General features: G+C 65.8%; 15 protein-coding genes. 10 read left to right on the top strand and 5 right to left on the bottom strand.

Features of this window, described 5'->3' with window-relative positions; genetic code table 11:
- The first annotated feature begins 348 nt into the window (after positions 1-348).
- From WDZ97_RS03485 to WDZ97_RS03460, 6 genes are all read left to right on the top strand, one after another.
- A complete protein-coding gene (locus tag WDZ97_RS03485; RefSeq protein ID WP_425761804.1) occupies positions 349-843 on the top strand; it encodes an FxDxF family PEP-CTERM protein in 495 nt (164 codons plus the stop codon).
- A 344-nt stretch (positions 844-1,187) separates the two neighbouring features.
- Positions 1,188-1,796: a transcriptional repressor LexA gene (gene lexA / locus WDZ97_RS03480; protein WP_024300392.1), complete on the top strand. Its 609-nt coding sequence runs from the start codon at positions 1,188-1,190 to the stop codon at positions 1,794-1,796.
- 4 nt (positions 1,797-1,800) lie between these two features.
- The gene (imuA, locus tag WDZ97_RS03475; protein WP_425761803.1) at positions 1,801-2,487 is read left to right on the top strand and encodes a translesion DNA synthesis-associated protein ImuA; all 687 of its coding nucleotides are present in this window, start codon (positions 1,801-1,803) and stop codon (positions 2,485-2,487) included.
- Positions 2,488-2,516: 29 nt separating this feature from the next.
- Positions 2,517-3,971, top strand: coding sequence for a Y-family DNA polymerase (locus WDZ97_RS03470; RefSeq protein ID WP_425761802.1), 1,455 nt, complete (start codon positions 2,517-2,519; stop codon positions 3,969-3,971).
- 44 nt (positions 3,972-4,015) lie between these two features.
- The gene (locus WDZ97_RS03465; RefSeq protein WP_425761801.1) at positions 4,016-4,498 is read left to right on the top strand and encodes an MOSC domain-containing protein; all 483 of its coding nucleotides are present in this window, start codon (positions 4,016-4,018) and stop codon (positions 4,496-4,498) included.
- Between the two features lie 58 nt (positions 4,499-4,556).
- On the top strand, positions 4,557-5,219 hold the full coding sequence (locus WDZ97_RS03460) for a hypothetical protein (RefSeq protein ID WP_304003191.1): 663 nt from the start codon (positions 4,557-4,559) through the stop codon (positions 5,217-5,219).
- Between the two features lie 14 nt (positions 5,220-5,233).
- On the opposite strand, the gene WDZ97_RS03455 is transcribed toward WDZ97_RS03460, so the two are convergent.
- Positions 5,234-7,024, bottom strand: coding sequence for a GspE/PulE family protein (locus WDZ97_RS03455; protein WP_304003190.1), 1,791 nt, complete (start codon positions 7,022-7,024; stop codon positions 5,234-5,236).
- Between the two features lie 538 nt (positions 7,025-7,562).
- Here WDZ97_RS03455 and WDZ97_RS03450 point away from each other — a divergent pair.
- Entirely contained in the window at positions 7,563-8,480 is a 918-nt protein-coding gene (locus WDZ97_RS03450) for a crotonase/enoyl-CoA hydratase family protein (RefSeq protein WP_425761800.1), read from the top strand.
- Positions 8,481-8,533: 53 nt separating this feature from the next.
- On the opposite strand, the gene WDZ97_RS03445 is transcribed toward WDZ97_RS03450, so the two are convergent.
- The 3 genes from WDZ97_RS03445 to uvrB all read right to left on the bottom strand — a co-directional run bounded on the left by WDZ97_RS03445 (position 8,534) and on the right by uvrB (position 13,504).
- Entirely contained in the window at positions 8,534-9,145 is a 612-nt protein-coding gene (locus WDZ97_RS03445) for a redoxin domain-containing protein (RefSeq protein ID WP_425761799.1), read from the bottom strand.
- A 13-nt stretch (positions 9,146-9,158) separates the two neighbouring features.
- Positions 9,159-11,249 (bottom strand): protein-disulfide reductase DsbD family protein, encoded by a 2,091-nt coding sequence (locus WDZ97_RS03440; protein ID WP_425761798.1) that lies wholly within the window; start codon positions 11,247-11,249, stop codon positions 9,159-9,161.
- 206 nt (positions 11,250-11,455) lie between these two features.
- Complete coding sequence (uvrB, locus tag WDZ97_RS03435; protein ID WP_425761797.1) at positions 11,456-13,504, bottom strand: excinuclease ABC subunit UvrB; 2,049 nt, start codon at positions 13,502-13,504, stop codon at positions 11,456-11,458.
- Between the two features lie 170 nt (positions 13,505-13,674).
- On the opposite strand from uvrB, the gene WDZ97_RS03430 reads away from it, so the two are divergent.
- Positions 13,675-14,880 (top strand): amino acid aminotransferase, encoded by a 1,206-nt coding sequence (locus WDZ97_RS03430; protein WP_020164987.1) that lies wholly within the window; start codon positions 13,675-13,677, stop codon positions 14,878-14,880.
- 145 nt (positions 14,881-15,025) lie between these two features.
- On the opposite strand, the gene gdhA is transcribed toward WDZ97_RS03430, so the two are convergent.
- The gene (gene gdhA / locus WDZ97_RS03425) at positions 15,026-16,369 is read right to left on the bottom strand and encodes an NADP-specific glutamate dehydrogenase (protein WP_020164988.1); all 1,344 of its coding nucleotides are present in this window, start codon (positions 16,367-16,369) and stop codon (positions 15,026-15,028) included.
- Positions 16,370-16,639: 270 nt separating this feature from the next.
- Between gdhA and WDZ97_RS03420 the strand changes: the two genes are divergently transcribed.
- Together WDZ97_RS03420 and WDZ97_RS03415 are read left to right on the top strand one after the other, a co-directional pair.
- Positions 16,640-17,842 (top strand): ammonium transporter, encoded by a 1,203-nt coding sequence (locus WDZ97_RS03420; protein ID WP_304003175.1) that lies wholly within the window; start codon positions 16,640-16,642, stop codon positions 17,840-17,842.
- 101 nt (positions 17,843-17,943) lie between these two features.
- Positions 17,944-19,140: a phospholipase A gene (locus tag WDZ97_RS03415; protein ID WP_304003174.1), complete on the top strand. Its 1,197-nt coding sequence runs from the start codon at positions 17,944-17,946 to the stop codon at positions 19,138-19,140.
- Positions 19,141-19,162 lie beyond the last annotated feature (22 nt).

Below are 19,162 nucleotides of genomic sequence, written 5' to 3'. Positions count from 1 at the left end.
GGCGAGCCTTCCGCGCCGTTGTAAAAAAAGCCGTCGCCGCATTGCACAAATGTGGTCCTGACGCACCAAAGAGCATCACACCCCGACTGAGTCGAACGTCCGTCAACAATCAACTTTATTAAATATATTCAAATAGTTGAAAATTTGTCTTCAGAAAGAGCAATGACAAACAGAAAGTGGCCTGAGTCTTGCATACCTGTTTCACCAGGAACGCTGAGCTGCTCGCAGTGTGCGGAATGACCTCCTTACTTGTCGTTGCAAATGAGGGCGTCATCGCGGATTGTGAGGGGCTGATGTTCTTGCAAGAATCTGGGTTCCACTTTGTCACTTTTTGTGAAAGGACAGGATATGAAGAAAACCTTGGTCGCAACTGTTGTATGCGGTCTGTTTGCAGTGGGAAGCGCGAATGCCGCGACGACCAGCTGGGACGACCACGCAACGATCGAAACCGGCATCGCCTCGCTGTCCGGCTCCTTCTCGGAAATTTTCACCTTCACGCTGACCGCTCCGACCACCTCGCTGTCCACGCTGGCCGTATCGGCAGAAGCATCGCCGTTCTTCGGTCTGAGCGAAGACAGCATGGTGTGGCTGTACAAAGAAACCGGAGCGGTGGACAAGTTTCTGTCCGCCTACAGCTTCGGCACCCTGTTCACCGCCAACGGCCTGCTCGCCGGCGATTACTACTACAAGGTGACCGGTTCCACGACCGGCAGCCTGGGTGGTGTGCTCGCACTGACCTCGACGACCGCCCCGGTCGCCGTGGTGCCGGAAGCAGACACCTACGCGATGATGCTGGCTGGCCTGGGCATGATCGGCCTGATGGCAAAGCGTCGCATGGGCTGAGCTTCACCTGCCTGAAAACAAAAAAGCACCTTCGGGTGCTTTTTTGTTGCCTGATCGAAGCATCCGGACCTGCTGCGCCGCAGCACTGTCAAGAATATCGACAGCCAGAACCTAGTACTTCGGTATTAGATGACCCGCCCGAACATCCTGCCATCCCGGCGCCTCGGCAAAAATCCATTTCTTTTCATCGCACTGCACAAATCACCCTGACCTGCCTGGACGGGCAGGGTGCACGCGAACACATCCCGCTCTGTAACAATTGTCGACAATCGACACCCGGCCTGCTTGCGCCATCACGAATAACTGTATAAAAATACAGTTCTCGTACAGCAAGCGCCCACCCCATGTCGAACGACAGCCTGACGTCCCGCCAGCAGGAAATCCTGCAACTGATCCGTGACGCAGTCAGCGAACGCGGCAGCCCGCCCACCCGCGCCGAAATCGCACAGGCCTTCGGCTTCCGTTCGCCGAACGCCGCCGAAAGCCATCTGCGCGCACTGGCACGCAAGGGCGTCATCAGTCTCGACGAAGGTCGCGCACGCGGCATCCGGCTGTCCGAGCCCGCAGGCATTCCACTGATAGGCCGGGTCGCGGCCGGCAATCCCATTCTTGCCGACGCCCACGTGCAGGGACGCTATCAGGTTGACCCGTCGATGTTCTCGCCACGTGCCGACTATCTGTTGCGTGTGCGGGGCTTGAGCATGCGCGACGCCGGCATCCTCGACGGCGACCTGATCGCCGTTCATGCCACCTCCGAAGCACACAACGGCCAGATCATCGTCGCCCGGCTGCACGACGAAGTGACCGTGAAGCGTCTGCGTCGCAGTGGTGCACAGGTCGAGCTGCTGCCGGAAAATCCCGAATTCAGTCCCATCGTCGTCGACACCCGGCGCGACCCGCTGGTGATCGAGGGCGTCATGGTGGGGCTGATCCGCAACGGCAGCGCGGTCTGACGCGATGAGCGCCTCTAGCCTGCATACCCTGTTGCACCGTCCGGATGTCTGGCGTGCCAACGACACGGCGGCGGACACATGCCCCACCGTGTCCACCGGTCATCCGGCGCTCGACGCCGAACTGCCCGGCGGAGGCTGGCCGATCGGCGACATGAGCGAAGTGCTGACCGACTGCTGCGGACACGGTGAAGTCTCCCTGCTGCTGCCCATGCTGGCCCAAGCCAGTCAGGCCGATGGCTGGGTGGCCTGGGTAGCGCCGCCTTGGTATCCGAATGTTTCGGCGCTCGCCGCCGCGGGTCTGTGCACGCCTCGCATGCTGGTGATCCAGGCGGGGAGTGCCGGCGAGCGTGTCTGGGCGCTGCGTCACGCACTCAACTCGGGGGCGTGCAGTGCAGTCACCGGCTGGCTCGACCGGGTAGACACAGCCCTGCTGCGCCGGCTGCAGCTGGCGGTGCGTGAGGCCGCGCTGCCGCTGGTGCTGTTCCGCCCCGCCTCCGACGCGCATATGGCCTCGCCAGCCGCCTTGCGCCTGCAGGTATCCGTCGCTGCGGAAGGCGAGGTACGCGTCGACATCCTGAAGCGACGCGGTCGCCCAGCCAACCGGCCGGTTCATCTCGGCACACGTCCGGGCATCCCGGTGCGGCGTGCCGACATCCAGCGCCGGCGCCCTGCCCTGGCGCTGGTCGGCTGACAGGCCTGCGACATGGATCTGCGTACGACATGCTCTGGCTGGCACTGGTCTTTCCCGAGTGGCCGCTGCAGGCGCGCTTCCGCGCTCAGGCTCACACACAGCCGCTGGCGGTGGCGGCGAAGCAGCGTGTGGTCGCGCTGGATGCGACAGCGCTGGCTCAGGGCGTGCGCCCCGGCCAGCGGGTGGCCGACGCACTGGCACTAGCGCCCGACCTGCTGATCAGCCCGCGCGACAGCCGGGTGGAAGATGCGGCACTGAAGGACGCCGCCGGCTGCGCACTGCATTTCACCCCTCATGTCGCCCTCGCAACCGACGGACTGCTGCTGGAAATCGCCGGCAGCATCCGTCTGTTCGGCGGCCTCGACGGTCTGCTGCGCGCCTTGCGCAGCGCGCTGGCCGCCGCCGGTTTTCATGCCCTCAGCGCCTGTGCCCCGACACCGCGCGCCGCGCGCTGGCTCGCCCTCGGCACACCCGGTCGTAAGATACGCGGGCCTGGAGCCTTGTCGGCAGCGCTGGCCGCATTGCCGCTCGACGTGACCGAAGCAGGTGAAGCACGACTGGCCACCTTGCGCGAAGCCGGTCTGCGCAGCGTGGGAGACGCGATGAAGCTGCCGCGCGACGCACTGGCGCTGCGCGATGCACAGGCCCTGCGTCGCCTGATCGATCAGGCGCTCGGTCAGACAGCCGATCCGCGCACGTTCTTCTCGCCGCCTCCGGAGATCGACAGCCGGATCGAATTGCCGGTACCGCGTCACGATGCCGATGTACTGCTGTTCGCCGCCAGCCGGCTGTTCAACAGTGCGTGCACCCAGCTGGCCGCGGCACACGCCGGCATCGCCGAGTGCCTGCTCGAACTGCAGCACGAGCACGAAGCTCCCACCCGGCTGGAACTGCGCACCGGTACCCCCACCCACGACGCCCGCCTGCTTGCATCGCTGACGCGCGAGCATCTGGCGCGCATCGCCCTGCCCGAAGCGGTCACCGCGCTGAGACTGCGGGCACCCGACTGGATCGAACAGCCCGGCCGCAGCCGCGACCTGTTCGGCACCCAGGCGCCCTCGCCGCAGGACCGGCAGGAAGCCCGCGACGTACTGGTCGAACGGCTGCGTGCCCGCCTCGGTCGCGATGCGGTCTACAGTCTGTCGGCCAGCGGCGACCACCGCCCCGAACGGGCGCAGCAACGGGATGAACCGGGTCGTGCGCAGCCGGCTGCCGGCAAGCCACAGCGTCCCCTGTGGCTGCTGCCAGAACCGGAACTGCTCGCCGAACGCGACGGTCAGCCCTGGCGCAACGGGCCGCTGCATTGTCTCGGCCGCGCCGAGCGGATCGAGGCCGGCTGGTGGGACGACGCTGGCGGCAACGACCATCCGGCCGAAGCGCTGCGCGATTACTACATCGCCGTCGGACCACGTCAGGAACGGTTGTGGATCTATCGCGAACACACGGCGCCGCATCGCTGGTATCTGCAGGGGCTGTTCGCCTGAAGTAGCATCCGTCCCGACACATTGCGCACGATGAAACGACGATCATGGACACCCTGCAGACACTCACTTCCACCTTCGCACACGCCGGACAGGTCACCTGGATAGGCGTACGCCCGGCGCGAATGCAGCCGCTGCGCGTCGTCGACACAGTGCAGGCCATCGAATCGCTCGGGCTCGAAGGTGACCGCTACGCCAGCCCGGACGGCAAGCGGCAGGTCACGCTGATCCAGGCCGAACACCTGCAGACGGTGGCCGACCTGCTCGGTCTGGGCGAGATCGACCCCGGTCTGGTGCGGCGCAATATCGTGGTCAGCGGTCTGAATCTGCTGGCACTCAAGGGCAAGCGCTTCCGCGTCGGCGATGCGTTGCTGGAATACACCGGCCCCTGCGACCCATGCTCACGCATGGAAACCAATCTGGGCAAGGGAGGCTACAACGTGATGCGTGGTCATGGCGGCATCACCGCGCGCGTGCTGCGCAGCGGTCTGATCCGTCAGGGCGATGCGGTGACGCCCGAGAACGAATGAACGGGTCTGTTCTCCTGCCCGCGCGATAATCGCTGCATCAGAAGAAGGAGAAAACGACATGGATCGAAGACGCGTACTGACCACCCTGCTGGCCGGCGGTGCCGCTGCCCCGCTGGCCTTCGACGCACTGGTGCGCGAAGCCCTCGCCCGTGACAGCCGTACTGGCTTGCGCGGCTTCCGGGGCGACGTCAGTGTCAATGGCGCGCCAGCGAACTTCCACATGGAAATCCGTCCGGGCGACACGATACGTACCGGCCCGGGCGCCGAGGCGATCTATGTGCTCGGTCGCGACGCCTTCCTGCAGCGTGGCGAATCGCATGTCGCCTTCGGCAGCGGCGCTGCCGCCGACCTGATGCGGGTGATCACCGGCAAGCTGTTGTCCGTGTTCGACCGCGGCCAGAAGCGCATCGCCACACCGGCCGCGACGATAGGCATACGCGGCACCGGTTGCTACATCGAAGCGGCCGAGGAACGGACCTATTTCTGTCTGTGCTACGGCGAGGCGGAACTGGCGCGCAACAGCGATCCGTCCCAGCGCGAAACCGTGCGCACGCGACACCACGACAAGCCGATGTGGCTCAGCGACAAACCCGGCGTCGACATGATGTCGGCCGCCGGTGTCATCAATCACACCGACGCCGAACTGACGCTGCTCGAAGGTCTGGTTGGCCGCAAGCCGCCCTTCGCCGGCATCGGCTGGCCGCCGTCCACCGGCTATTGATCCACTCTGCCGGCTCAGGCCGGCGGCGCCACCTTCATCACCTCTTCCATCGTGGTGACGCCCTGCGCGATCTTCAGTGCACCGGACACGCGCAACGGGTACATGCCTTCGCGATAGGCCTGATCGCGCAGCGCGCCGATGTCCGCGCCGGTCGACACCAGCGACTTGATTTCCGGTGACATCAGCAGGATTTCGTAGATGCCGATACGCCCCGAATAGCCGGTCATGCGGCAATCCAGACAGCCGACGGCCTGCGTGAATCGCTCCGGCCGGGTGGCCTTCCACGGCGCCACCAGATCCTTCCACGCCTGTGGATCGGTGTCCTGCGGGGACGCCGGCTTGCGGCAATGCGGACACAGCGTGCGCACCAGCCGCTGTGCCATCACGCCGAGCACGGTCGCGTTCAGCAGATAGCTGGGCACACCCAGATCGAGCAGACGGGTGATGGCTGATGGCGCATCGTTCGTGTGCAGCGTGGACAGCACGAGGTGGCCGGTCAGCGCCGCCTGGATCGCCATTTCGGCGGTTTCGAGATCGCGTATCTCGCCCACCATGATGATGTCCGGGTCCTGCCGCATCAGCGAGCGGATGCCGGCCGAGAAGGTGACGCCGATGTCGGCCGACACCTGCACCTGGTTGAAGGCAGGCTCGATCATTTCGATCGGGTCTTCCAGCGTGCAGACGTTCACCTCGGGCGTGGCGAGGTTCTTCAGCGTCGAATAAAGCGTGGTGGTCTTGCCGGAGCCGGTCGGGCCGGTCACCAGCACGATGCCGTTCGGCTGCGTGGTCATCTGCTTCCAGCGCCGCGCGTCCTCGTCGGAAAAACCGAGGTCGCGGAAGTCGCGCACCAGCACTTCGGGGTCGAACACCCGCATCACCAGCTTTTCGCCGAAGGCCGTGGGCAGCGTGGACAGCCGCAGTTCGATCTCCTGGCCGTCCGGCGCGCGCGTCTTGATCCGCCCATCCTGCGGACGGCGCTTTTCCACCACGTCCATGCGGCCCAGTATCTTGATGCGGGAGGTCATCGCGCCCAGCACCGGCATCGGGATCTGGTAGACCTGATGCAGCACGCCATCGATACGGAAGCGCACGACGCCGAAATCGCGCCGCGGCTCGATGTGGATGTCGCTGGCGCGCTGCTCGAAAGCGTACTGCCACAGCCAGTCGACGATGGTGACGATGTGCTGGTCGTTGGCATCGAGCGGCCGGTTGCTGCGCCCCAGTTCGACCAGCTGCTCGAAGTTCGAGGCGCCCGCACCGCTGACGTCGCCCCGCTTGGCCGCGCCCTTGACCGACTTGGCCAGACTGTAGAACTCGACCACATAGCGGGCGATGTCGTCCGGATTGGCGATGACGCGACGGATGGGCCGGCGCAGTATCGGCGCCAGTTCCTTCTCCCACTCGGTCATGAAGGGCTCGGCGGTGGCGATCACCACCTCGCGCGTCGACGCCTGCACCGGCAGAATGCGGAAGCGGTTCGCGTAGGCGCTGGACACCACTTCGGTCACTGCCGCGAAATCGACCTTCAGCGGATCGATGTGGTAGTAGTCGTGACCGCTCCAGCCGGCCATCCACTCGGTCAGCGCATCGAGATTGAGCACCCGGTGCGGTGGATGCAGCGATTTCCACTTCTGGCCGGCCAGCACGACCAGCGGATGGTCACCGCCCCGCCAGTAGCGACGGTCGTGCAGGAATACGCGGGCCACCGACTCGCCAAGCAGGCCGTCGGCCACCATGCCCTCTACCAGTTCCTGCAGCGTGACCTTGTGTTCCCGCGTGTCCTTGCCGGACGAGGCCTGTTTCATCAATGTCTCCGTGGATCGGGTCCGCATGCTCTGCGCCCGGCACGCGCCGGGGGCGGACACCCCATCCTGTGCTCCCGACTATAGCCGAGCGGGCGCTGACCGACGGCGGGCTGGCTGCTACGGATCGTGCACCGCATCACCCGGGAGCCCTCATCAGGCAAGGCAAGCGGCAGCCGCAGCCAGGGCCGTTCCGGCGAGGCGTACGACACCCTGCACAGGCCATCCACGAACCCGGCGCAGGGTGCAATCAAATTTTCAAGCAAAACTGTTCCGCCTTGTCGTAACATGCACTTACAGGGTCAGACTCTGTCTGGATTCGTGCACCAGACAGCAGGAAAAAAAGGCAGGAAAACTGCCTCTCCAATTCGCCTCAAGAGGCGATTGTTTTCAGCATGCTTAAAGTCGGACATGCCGACGGAGGCTGAAATGGATCTGTTGACCCCGCGCCATGGAGCAGGACGGCACCTGCCGTATCGCTCCGGAAAGAGTATCGACGCTGCCGCGCCTGCCCGCGATGTATTTCGTATGGAGGCGTGCAATGCAGATCATTGATCGCACCCGTGCTCATCTGCACACGGTGCCGCTGCCCGGCATGGCCGCGAATGCGCCACGCCTGCTGTCCACACCTATCCTGACTTCACGCTACGAGGCGGAAACGCGCGCCTTGTGGATGTATGCCCACCCGACCGGGCGCCCCTGCTTCACGCCGGAACTGCTGGCCGACGTCGTGGCACAGCAGCAGGAGGTGGAACTGGCGCCGGGCACGGTGGATTTCTTCCTCAACTGCTCCGGCGTACCCGGCGTCTATAACCTCGGCGGCGATCTCGACCTGTTCCAGAAACTGGTCGAGGCGGGTGACGAGGCCGGACTGATGCGCTACGCCGAAGCCTGCATCCGCGCCATCAACAACAACGTCGCCGGTCTGCATGCCGACGCGGTGTCGATGGCCGTGGTCCAGGGCGACGCGCTGGGTGGCGGTTTCGAGGCGGCACTGTCCTGCCACGTGGTGATCGCCGAACGCGGCGCCAAGCTGGGCTTCCCGGAAATGATGTTCAACCTGTTCCCGGGCATGGGCGCCTACAGCCTGGTTGCGCGCAAGGCGGGCCCGCGCGTGGCGGAAGACCTGATCCTGAACGCGAAGGTGCTGCCGGCCGAAAAGATGTACGAACTGGGTCTGGTCGACCACCTGGCCGAGCCGGGCCGCGGCGAATGGGTGGCGCGCGACGTGATGCGTCAGATGTCGTCGCAGTTGAAGGGCTTTCGAGCATTCCAGCGCGCCAAGATGCACGCCTACGTACGTCTGACCTACCAGGAACTGGAAGACGTGACCCGCGAATGGGTACGCGGCGCGATGAAACTCGACCGCAAGGACCTGCGCACGATGGAACGCCTGGTCAAGGCGCAGAACCGCATGCACGCGGCGAATCACCCAGGAACCGGCAGCGTCAGCGCCTGAGCGTTCCGACGGCCGGCCGGTGTGATGTATGCGCCGGCCGGATCACCTTCGCGTCAGTTCGCGTACTTCACCGAGCAGCCATAGGGGCGCGTCTGCGCCTTGGCCACCGGTTTCCCCGCCAGTACCGCATCGATCGCCAGCCGCGCCAGCGGCTCGGCCTTCGGAATGTCGTTCACGTCCGGCGAGGCGATGCTGTCGATGCCGCCCATATAGGCCAGCCGGCCGTCGGGCGCGATGACGTACATGTGCGGCGTTACCTGTGCAGCGTAGGCGCGACCGACCTTGCCTTCGTAATCCAGCAGGTAGTGGGTGGGCGCCGCCCCCTGCTCCTTCATCATGCGGTTCGCCGTCGGGCCGTCCACGTGGCCCTGGGTGCCGGGTGCCGAGCTCAGCACGGTCAGCCACACCGCCCTCTTCCCGGTGGCGTCCTTCTGCAGTGCCTGCATGCCGCCGCCGTACCACTTCTGCACGTAGGGGCAGCCGTGATTGGTCCATTCCATCACCACTGTCCTGCCGGCGAAATCGGACAGTTTGACCGTCCGACCATTGGAATCGACGGCGGTGAAGGCGGGCGCCGGCTCGCCGATACGCGGCGCGGCATGGACTGCGGCGGCAAACAGTGCGCTGGCCAGCAGGCCGGTGCGAAGCGTGGTTCTGATGGTCATCGACAGGCTCTCCTCATGAAGCGATGTGATCGAGCACGATCTGCGGCGTCAGTATCTGCGGCAGCACAATGCCCTCCCGGCCGGGTGCGTAATACACGTAGAGCGGTACACCGTCGCGACCGTGCGACTGCAGGAAACGGGTGATGTCCGGATCGGCGCGCGTCCAGTCGCCCTTCAGGTAGACGACGCCCCGGTCGGCGAAGGCGCGCTGCACGGCATCGGTCGACAGCGCCACCTTTTCGTTCATCAGACAGGTGACGCACCAGGCAGCTGTCATGTTTACGAACACCGGTCGGCCGGCGGCGCGCAGATCGGCCAGACGCTGCACCGAATAGGCGCCTTCGGCCGCCTGCGCGACGGCCGCCGCCGGCTCCGGCGTGCGCCCGAGCGCCAGCAGGCCGGCCAGCAGCGCCAGTGCCGCCGCGCTGCGCCAGCCCCAGGCGCGCCCTGCACCGCGCTGCGCCACACCGAACAGCCAGGCCGCCAGCGCCACCAGCAGCAGCGCAGCCAGCGCGTGCAGCACGCCATCGGCCCCGCTCTGCTGGCTCAGCACCCAGACCAGCCAGGCCGCCGCGCCGTACATCGGGAAGGCCAGCGCCTGCTTCAGTCGCTCCATCCAGGCGCCCGGTCTGGGCATGTGCGCAGCCATCGCAGGAAAGAAGGCGAACAGCAGATAGGGCAGCGCCATGCCCAGTCCGAGCGCGACGAAGATGCCCACGGTCACCGGCGCCGGTGCGCCCAGCGCAGCCGCGATCGCCCCGCCCATGAAGGGTGCCGTGCAGGGTGTCGCAACCACCACCGCCAGCACGCCAGTGAAGAAGCTGCCCGCCAGTCCACCGCGCGAGGCCAGCGATTCGCCGGCGGACGTCAGCCGGGCACCGATGTCGAACACTCCGGACAGATTCAGCCCGATGCCGAACAGCAAGGTGGCCATGGCGGCGACGAACACCGGCGACTGGAACTGGAAACCCCACCCGGCCTGGCTGCCGGCGGCGCGCACGGCAAGCAGCAGTGCGGCCAGCAGCAGGAAGCTGGCGACCACGCCAGCGCAATAGGCGAGCGACTGCAGGCGCACGGCCGCGGCGCGGTCGCCGCCCATCCTCGCGAACGACAAGGCCTTGATCGCCAGCACCGGGAACACGCAGGGCATCAGGTTAAGCAGCAGGCCGCCGGCGAACGCGAACAGCAGCGGCCACAGCAACCCCTCGTCCGCAGGCGCAGCGACCGGACTCGCCGGTCCTGAAGGCGGCAGGGCATCGGCCGCCGCCAGACTGAGCACCGGCGTACGAACCGGCGACTCGCCCGGCGTCGCCACCCACAGCGCCCGTTCGACGCCGTCTGCACCGCGGACACGCAGCACGCCCTCGAGCGCCTTGGCCGGGTCGAAATCCGGACCGGGCGTCAACGCGATGCGCGCCGCATCGCCTGCCGTGTTCAGGGTCTGGGCCGCGCCGTGCACGACGCGCCCCCAGTCGGCCGGAAAGAAGTCGGCCGACTGCAGGCTGCCGGCGCCCGTCCCCTCCAGCGTCAGTACGCCCTGTGCATCGACCGTCGCGCGCCATTCGCTGCGCGTCGGCATCGCCGCGCGCGCCGCGTCGAACAGTGCTGCATCGCTTCCCGTTTGCGGGGGACCGACGGGCAATTCGAGTCTGAACACCCCTTCTTCCGGAATGCAGATGTCCTTGCACACCAGCCAGTTCGCCTTGACCGACAGCGCGGCTGCGCCGGCGAGGGCTGGCGGCAGCGTTACCGTGAAGGGCAGCAGCACCTCGCCCTGATGGACGAAGGTGGTGATGGGCCCATCTACGTGGCGCTCCGGTGCCGGCCAGCTCACTTCGCCGAGCGTCGAACCTGCCGGCGCGAACACCTCGATGCGCGGTGCTTGGCCGGCGTCGCCCGGATTCATCCAGTAGATGTGCCAACCTGGCTGGAAGCGGAAGTGCAGACCGAGATCGAGCGTCTGCCCGGGCGCGGCGACGTCGGTCGCCGACAGCAGCGCGACGGTTGCTCGCGGGCTGCCCTGAGCTTCGCTGCGCGCGGCGTACAGCGCGGGCGCGGCGCAGGTCAGCGCGAGGACACAGCAGAGATGGCGGATGAAGGACATCGTGCGGGAGAGGTGGATATCGTTTGCGGGTGCCGGTGGGCTCGCGCGCCTCAGTCGACCGTGATCCACGACCGGGGTTCGCGTCGCGCGGCGGTTGCCCATCACGGAGGCGTCGTCGATCGGGCGACCTCGCGAACCGCGTTGCTTCAGCGGCGATCAGCCTTGCCGGCCGCCCATGCGCTCATGAAAGGGAGCGCCGCGCGTCGTCAGTGGGCCGCAGCGCCGAAAGCGCCGCTGCGCAGCTTGAACAGCCGGTCGCGCGCCTCGGCCGCCTTTTCGAACTCCAGGTTCTTCGCGTGCTCGACCATTTCCTTTTCGAGCTTCTTGATTTCCCGCGCCAGATCCTTCTCGCTCATCGCCTCGAAGCGGGCGTGTTCCTCGGCCACCATCAGTTCGCGCGCGACCTCTTCCTGGTCGTAGACGCCGTCGATGATGTCCTTGATCCGCTTGACCACGCCCTTCGGCGTGATGCCGTGCGCCTCGTTGTGCGCGATCTGCTTGGCGCGCCGCCGCTCGGTTTCGGCGATGGCGCGCTTCATCGAGTCGGTCATGTTGTCGGCGTACAGGATGGCGGTGCCGTGCAGATGTCGTGCCGCCCGGCCTATGGTCTGGATCAGGCTGCGCTCCGAACGCAGGAAGCCCTCCTTGTCAGCGTCGAGGATGGCGACCAGCGACACCTCGGGGATGTCCAGGCCTTCGCGCAACAGGTTGATGCCCACCAGCACGTCGAATTCGCCCAGCCGCAGGTCGCGGATGATTTCGACGCGCTCGACCGTGTCGATGTCCGAGTGCAGATAGCGCACGCGCACACCGTTTTCGCTGAAGTAGTCGGTCAGGTCCTCGGCCAGCCGCTTGGTGAGCACGGTCACCAGCACCCGCTCGGACGCCTCGACCCGCTTGCGGATTTCGCCCAGCAGGTCGTCCACCTGCGTTGACGCCGGGCGGATATCGACCACCGGGTCGACCAGGCCGGTCGGCCGCACCACCTGCTCCACCACCTGGCCCTGGTTGGCGGCCTCGTAGGCGGACGGCGTGGCGGACACGAACACGGTCTGCGGCATCAGCTTCTCGAACTCATCGAACTTGAGCGGCCGGTTGTCCAGCGCCGACGGCAGGCGGAAGCCGAAATCGACCAGATTGGTCTTGCGCGCCATGTCGCCCTTGTACATGCCGCCGATCTGCGGAATGGTCACGTGCGACTCGTCGATGAACATCAGCGCGTCCGGCGGCAGGTAGTCGATCAGCGTCGGCGGCGGCTCGCCCGGCTGGCGGCCTGACAGGTGGCGCGAGTAGTTCTCGATGCCCTTGCAGAAGCCCAGTTCGTTCAGCATTTCGAGATCGAAACGGGTGCGCTGTTCGATGCGTTGCGCCTCGACCAGCTTGTGCTGACTGACGAATTCCTTCGAGCGCATTTCCAGTTCGGTTTTGATCGCGTCGATCGCGCGCAGCACGGTGGCGCGCGGCGTCACGTAGTGGCTGGACGGATAGACGGTGAAGCGGCCGATGCGGCTGCGCACCTGGCCGGTCAGCGGGTCGAACAGCGACAGTTCCTCGATCTGATCGTCGAACAGCGATACACGCAGCGCGTTCTCGGCATGCTCGGCCGGAAAGATGTCGATCACGTCGCCGCGCACGCGGAAGGTGCCACGCTTGAAATCGGTGTCGTTGCGCTGGTACTGCATCTGCACCAGCCGGGCGATGATGTCGCGCTGGTGCAGCGTGCCGCCTTCGCGCAGGTGCAGGATCATCGCGTGGTAATCCACCGGGTCGCCGATACCGTAGATCGACGACACGCTCGCGACGATGACCACGTCGCGCCGCTCCATCAGGCTCTTGGTCGCCGACAGCCGCATCTGTTCGATGTGCTCGTTGATGGCGCTGTCCTTCTCGATGAACAGGTCCTTCGACGGCACGTAGGCTTCCGGCTGGTAGTAGTCGTAGTAACTGACGAAGTACTCGACCGCGTTTTCCGGGAAGAACTCGCGGAATTCCGAGTAGAGCTGGGCGGCCAGCGTCTTGTTCGGTGCCATCACGATGGCGGGGCGACCGGTGCGCGCGATCACGTTGGCCATCGTGAAGGTCTTGCCCGAACCGGTCACGCCAAGCAGGGTCTGGAACATGAGCCCGTCGTCGATACCCTCGACCAGTTTGGCGATTGCGCCCGGCTGATCGCCGGCCGGCGGGAAGGGCTGGTGCAGCCGGTAAGGGCTGTTGTCAAAGGTTAACAAGGCGGGTGCGGCGACAGTTTCCGACATGGTAGAATTTTGCGTTGCACAAATCGTTTGCAGCCTGATGACCGCGCGACTTCGGCGGCGTTCGGGCAAAGGCAGACATTAGCGCGATTGTTGTCCGTTTTTCGACCTATCTTTAATAGCACGACGCACCGCCCGTACCGGGCAAACCAACCCTGCACACCGGAGCACGCATGAACCCGTCCGTATTCTCGTCCGTCGAGATGGCCCCGCGCGACCCCATCCTGGGCCTGACCGAAGCCTTCAACGCTGATACCCGCACCACCAAGGTGAATCTGGGCGTGGGCGTGTACTACGACGACGCGGGCAAGCTGCCGCTGCTGCGCGCGGTGCGTACTGCCGAAGAGGCGCGCATGAAGAATGCACCGCCGCGCGGCTACCAGCCGATCGAAGGTGCGCCGGCGTACAACAAGGCGGTGCAGGACCTGCTGTTCGGTCAGGGCGCCGCCCTGACCGCCGACGGCCGCGTGGTCACCGCCCAGGCCCTGGGCGGCACCGGCGCACTGAAGATAGGCGCCGACTTCCTGAAGCGTCTGCTGCCGCAGGCCCGGGTGTACATCAGCGACCCGAGCTGGGAAAACCACCGCGCACTGTTCGAAGCCGCCGGCTTCGAAGTCGATGTCTATCCGTACTTCGACGCCGACACCCGCGGCGTGCGCTTCGACGCGATGATTGCCCACCTGAAGGCGCTGCCGGCCAACCAGATCGTGCTGCTCCACGCCTGCTGCCACAACCCGACCGGCGCCGATCTGACCGACGCCCAGTGGGGCGAAGTGGTCGAGGTGTGCAAGTCGCGCAACCTGGTGCCCTTCCTCGACATGGCCTACCAGGGCTTCGCCGACGGCATCGACCAGGACGCCGTGGCGGTGCGCCAGTTCGTGCAGTCCGGCCTGAGCTTCGTCATTTCCAGCTCGTTCTCGAAGTCCTTCTCGCTGTACGGCGAGCGCGTCGGCGCGCTGTCCATCGTGACCGCGTCGAAGGACGAGTCGGCGCGCGTGCTGAGCCAGCTCAAGCGCACCATCCGCACCAATTACTCGAACCCGCCGACGCACGGCGGCGCCATCGTCGCTTCGGTGCTGGCGACGCCGGAACTGCGCACGATGTGGGAACAGGAACTGGGCGAAATGCGTGAGCGCATCCGCGCCATGCGCACCGGTCTGGTCGACAAGCTGGCCGCCCGTGGCGTTGCACGCGACTTCTCCTTCGTCGTGCGCCAGCGCGGCATGTTCAGCTACACCGGCCTGACGGTGGCCCAGGTGGACCGCCTGCGCGACGAATTCGGCATCTACGCGGTCAGCACCGGCCGCATCTGCCTTGCCGCGCTGAACTCGAAGAACATCGATTACGTGGCCGATTCGCTGGCAATCACCCTGAAGTAATCGAAGTACTGCTCCACAAAAAAGCCCACTCCGCGGAGTGGGCTTTTTGTTGGCCAGGATGCACGGCAACGCGTCGCTGCAGCACCCCGGCCGATGTCGCGAGCACCGCTCTCCCGCACGGCGGCGCCAGGCGGGAGCAGGTCCGTCAGACCACGCCCTGCCCCAGCATGGCCTCGGCCACCTTGACGAAGCCGGCGACATTGGCGCCGTCGAGGTAGCTGACGCGCCCATCCTTGCGCTTGCCGTACTGCAGGCAGGCGCCGTGGATGCCCTGCATGATGTGCAGCAAACGGGTATCGACCTCGTCGCGGGTCCAGCTCATGCGGATCGCGTTCTGGCTCATTTCGAGACCCGAAGTCGCGACGCCGCCTGCGTTCGATGCCTTGCCCGGCGCGTACAACACGCCGGCTGCCTCGAATGCCTTGGCCGCTTCGATGGTCGACGGCATGTTGGCGCCCTCGGCCACGCAGCGGACGCCGTTGGCGATCAGCGTGCGCGCATCGCTCTCGTCCAGTTCGTTCTGCGTCGCGCAAGGCAGCGCGACATCGACCGGCACCCGCCACGGCCGCATGTTCGCCTCGAAAGCAGCGCCCACCTTCTTCGCGTAGTCGCTGACGCGGCCGTACTGCACGTTCTTCACGTCCATCAGGATGGCCAGCTTCTCCGGCGTAAATCCGTCCTCGTCGATCACCGTACCGCCAGAGTCGGACACCGTCACCACCTTGGCGCCGAGCGCCATCGCCTTTTCCACCGCGTACTGCGCCACATTGCCCGAGCCGGACACGGCGACACGCAGGCCGGCCATCGAATGGCCGGCGTGGCACAGCATCTCCTCGGCGAAGTAGACGGTGCCGTAGCCGGTCGCTTCCGGACGGATCAGCGAACCGCCAAAACTCAGGCCCTTGCCGGTGAACACGCAGTCGGCGCGATTGCTGAGCTTCTTCATCATGCCGGCCATATAGCCGACCTCACGACCACCGACGCCGATGTCGCCAGCCGGCACGTCGGTATCCGAGCCGATATGGCGGAACAGTTCGGACACGAAAGCCTGGCAGAAACGCATGATTTCGCCCTGGCTGCGCCCCTTCGGATCAAAGTCCGAGCCGCCCTTGCCGCCGCCCATGGGCAGCGTGGTAAGCGCGTTCTTGAAGGTCTGCTCGAAAGCCAGGAACTTCAGGATGGACAGGTTCACCGACGGGTGGAAGCGGATGCCGCCCTTGTAGGGGCCAATGGCCGAGCTGTGCTGGATGCGGTAGCCGCGATTCACCTGCACCTCGCCCTTGTCATCGACCCAGCTGACTCGGAACATGATCACCCGCTCGGGTTCGACCAGTCGCTCGAGCAGGGCCTGTTCGGCGTAACGCGGATGCGCCTCGATGAAGGGCCACAAGCTCTCCATCACTTCGGTGACCGCCTGCATGAATTCCGGTTGCCCCGGATTGCGCGCCTCGACGACGCTCACGAACGACTTGAAATTGCTGTACTTCAACGCTGTCTCCTGAATCACGCACTAAGGCTGTTTGCACCACAGCAGGGCATTTTGATCGAATTTGTTTCAGCAAGCACACTTTTAGTGCCTGAAAACAGGCCGCGCCCCAGTTCAGTGCAACCAAAGAGCGACCAGTGAGCAGTGCCGGGAGCACGGCCTGGTGCGGCACTCCGGATTACGCTCAATCACCGTGCATCGACCGTCATCAGACCGACACATTCTGGTGCGCTCCTTGCTAAACGCACCGCGATTGTGATTTCCGGAGCCCTCATGGACAGTTTCAAGACCTCGGCCGACGTGTTGTTCATCCTGCTTGGCGCCATCATGGTGCTGGCGATGCACGCCGGCTTTGCCTTCCTCGAAGTCGGTACGGTGCGACGCAAGAACCAGGTGAACGCCCTGGTGAAGATTCTGGTCGATTTCTGCGTATCGACGCTGGTGTATTTCTTCATCGGCTACGGCATTGCCTACGGCGTGCATTTCTTCGGCAGTGCAGCCTCGCTCACCCAGTCGAGTGGCTACGACCTGGTGAAGTTCTTCTTCCTGCTCACCTTCGCGGCGGCAATCCCGGCCATCGTGTCCGGCGGCATCGCCGAGCGCGCGCGCTTCTGGCCGCAGGTGATGGCGACCGCGCTGATCGTCGGCCTGCTCTATCCGCTGTTCGAAGGCATGGTGTGGAACGCCAACTTCGGTTTCCAGAACTGGCTTGAAACGCAGTTCGGCGCCCCTTTCCATGACTTCGCCGGCTCCGTGGTGGTGCATGCGTTCGGCGGCTGGGTCGCGCTCGCCGCCGTGCTGCTGCTCGGCGCACGGCGCGGCCGCTACTCAGGCGACGGCGGCATCTCTGCCCACCCGCCGTCGAGCATTCCCTTTCTCGCGCTGGGCGCATGGATCCTGACCGTCGGCTGGTTCGGCTTCAACGTCATGAGCGCACAGAAGCTGGAAGCGGTGAATGGCCTGGTCGCCGTCAATTCGCTGATGGCCATGGTCGGCGGCACGCTGGTGGCGCTGGTGGCCGGCCGCAACGACCCGGGCTTCGTGCATAACGGCCCGCTTGCAGGACTGGTCGCGGTCTGCGCCGGCTCGGACCTGATGCACCCGCTCGGTGCGCTGGCCACCGGTGCGGTCGCCGGCGGCCTGTTCGTACTGATGTTCACGCTGACGCAGAACCGCTGGAAGATCGACGACGTGCTCGGCGTGTGGCCGCTGCACGGTCTGTGCGGTGCCTGGGGCGGCATCGCAGCCGGTCTGTTCGGGCTGGAAGCGCTCGGCGGTCTCGGCTCGGTCACCTTCATGACGCAACTGGTCGGCACCGTCGCGGGCGTCGCCATTGCGCTGGCAGGCGGCTTCGTCATCTACGGCACGATCCGCGTCTTCGTCGGCCTCCGGCTCGACGCGGAACAGGAATTCGAAGGCGCCGACCTCGCGATCCATCGCATCAGCGCGTCGCCGGAACGGGAAACGCTGTGGTGAGCACCCGGTAGGACGGCGCCTGCGCGTGGTCGGTCCATGCCGACAGCGCAAGCGGGCGGCGGCAAGGCAGAATCGCGGGCAGTCCACCCTGGAGCTTCGCCATGATCCGCCCGCGCCACGCCGCGTCTTCCCGTCGATCCGCACCACTGCTTGCGCTGCTCGGCGCGCTGCTCGCAGCGCCCGCACAGGCCGACCTGTTGCTCGCCACGCGGCAGACCGTGATCGACCCCGGTCTGCCGCTCACGCTCACCGTCGTATCAACCGCCAGCGAAGCGCTGCCCGACGAACTGAAGGCGCGCATCATCGTCGGCGCCCGCGCCGCCGACGTGACGCTGCGGGCGACCGCGCCGGCACAGGGCGGTCGCCGTGATTACTCGGCAGTATTCCCGACCGATCTCGAAGGCACCGGTCGCCTGGAACTGACGTCGGCTGCGTCGAGCGTGCTGCTGGTGCAGCTCAGACCGGCACCACTGGCCGCCGGCGCCGTCGCGATCACGACACCCGGCGCCACACGTCCCGCCGCGCCCGAAGACCAGGACGCCGAACCGGCGGGCGTGGTCAACTTGGGCCGCAATCGCATCGGTCTGGGGACGCACGAACCGGTCTACTTCGTCGCCGGCTCGCGTGGCGACACCACGGCGCGCTTCCAGCTGTCGTTCAAGTACCGCATCTTCGACCCGGAAGGCTGGGCGACCGAACTGCCGCTGGGCGAACTGCTGACCGGCCTGCACTTCGGCTACACCCAGACCTCGACCTGGGACTGGAGCGGCGACTCCAAACCCTTCCGCGACACCACCTACAAACCCAGCTTCTTCTACGAGTTCGGCCCTTACCGGCAGATCGGCTCGCGTCACACAGTGAGCGCCCAGGCGGGTTACGAACACCAGTCGAACGGCCGCGACGGCAGCGAATCGCGCTCGATCGACACCCTGTTCGTGAAACCGTCCTGGCGCTGGGACATTGACCACAACACGCACATCGGCGCCTCGGTGAAGCTGTTCGACTACACCGACCGCGACCCGACCAACCGCGACATTTCGAAGTACCGCGGCTACGCGCTGGTCGGCCTGGAAGTCGGCAATGACGACGGCTGGCTGCTGAAGGCCGAAAGCTATCCGGGCGACCAGGGCTCACTGCAGCTCGACCTGTCCTACCGCCTGAAGCGCCGCCTGCTGGCGGACGCCGGCGCTGGCGGCTTCCTGCACTTCCAGTACTTCAATGGCTACGGGGAAGGCCTGATCGACTACAACCGCAGCGGTCCGGCGCAGTTCCGGGTCGGTTTCTCCATCGTGCGCTGACGCGTCAGCCGGCGGCAGATCA

Source organism: Methyloversatilis sp. MC4-4 (genome assembly GCF_049843555.1).
GTDB classification, from domain to species: domain Bacteria; phylum Pseudomonadota; class Gammaproteobacteria; order Burkholderiales; family Rhodocyclaceae; genus Methyloversatilis; species Methyloversatilis discipulorum_B.
This window is presented reverse-complemented; position numbering and strand designations above follow the sequence as displayed.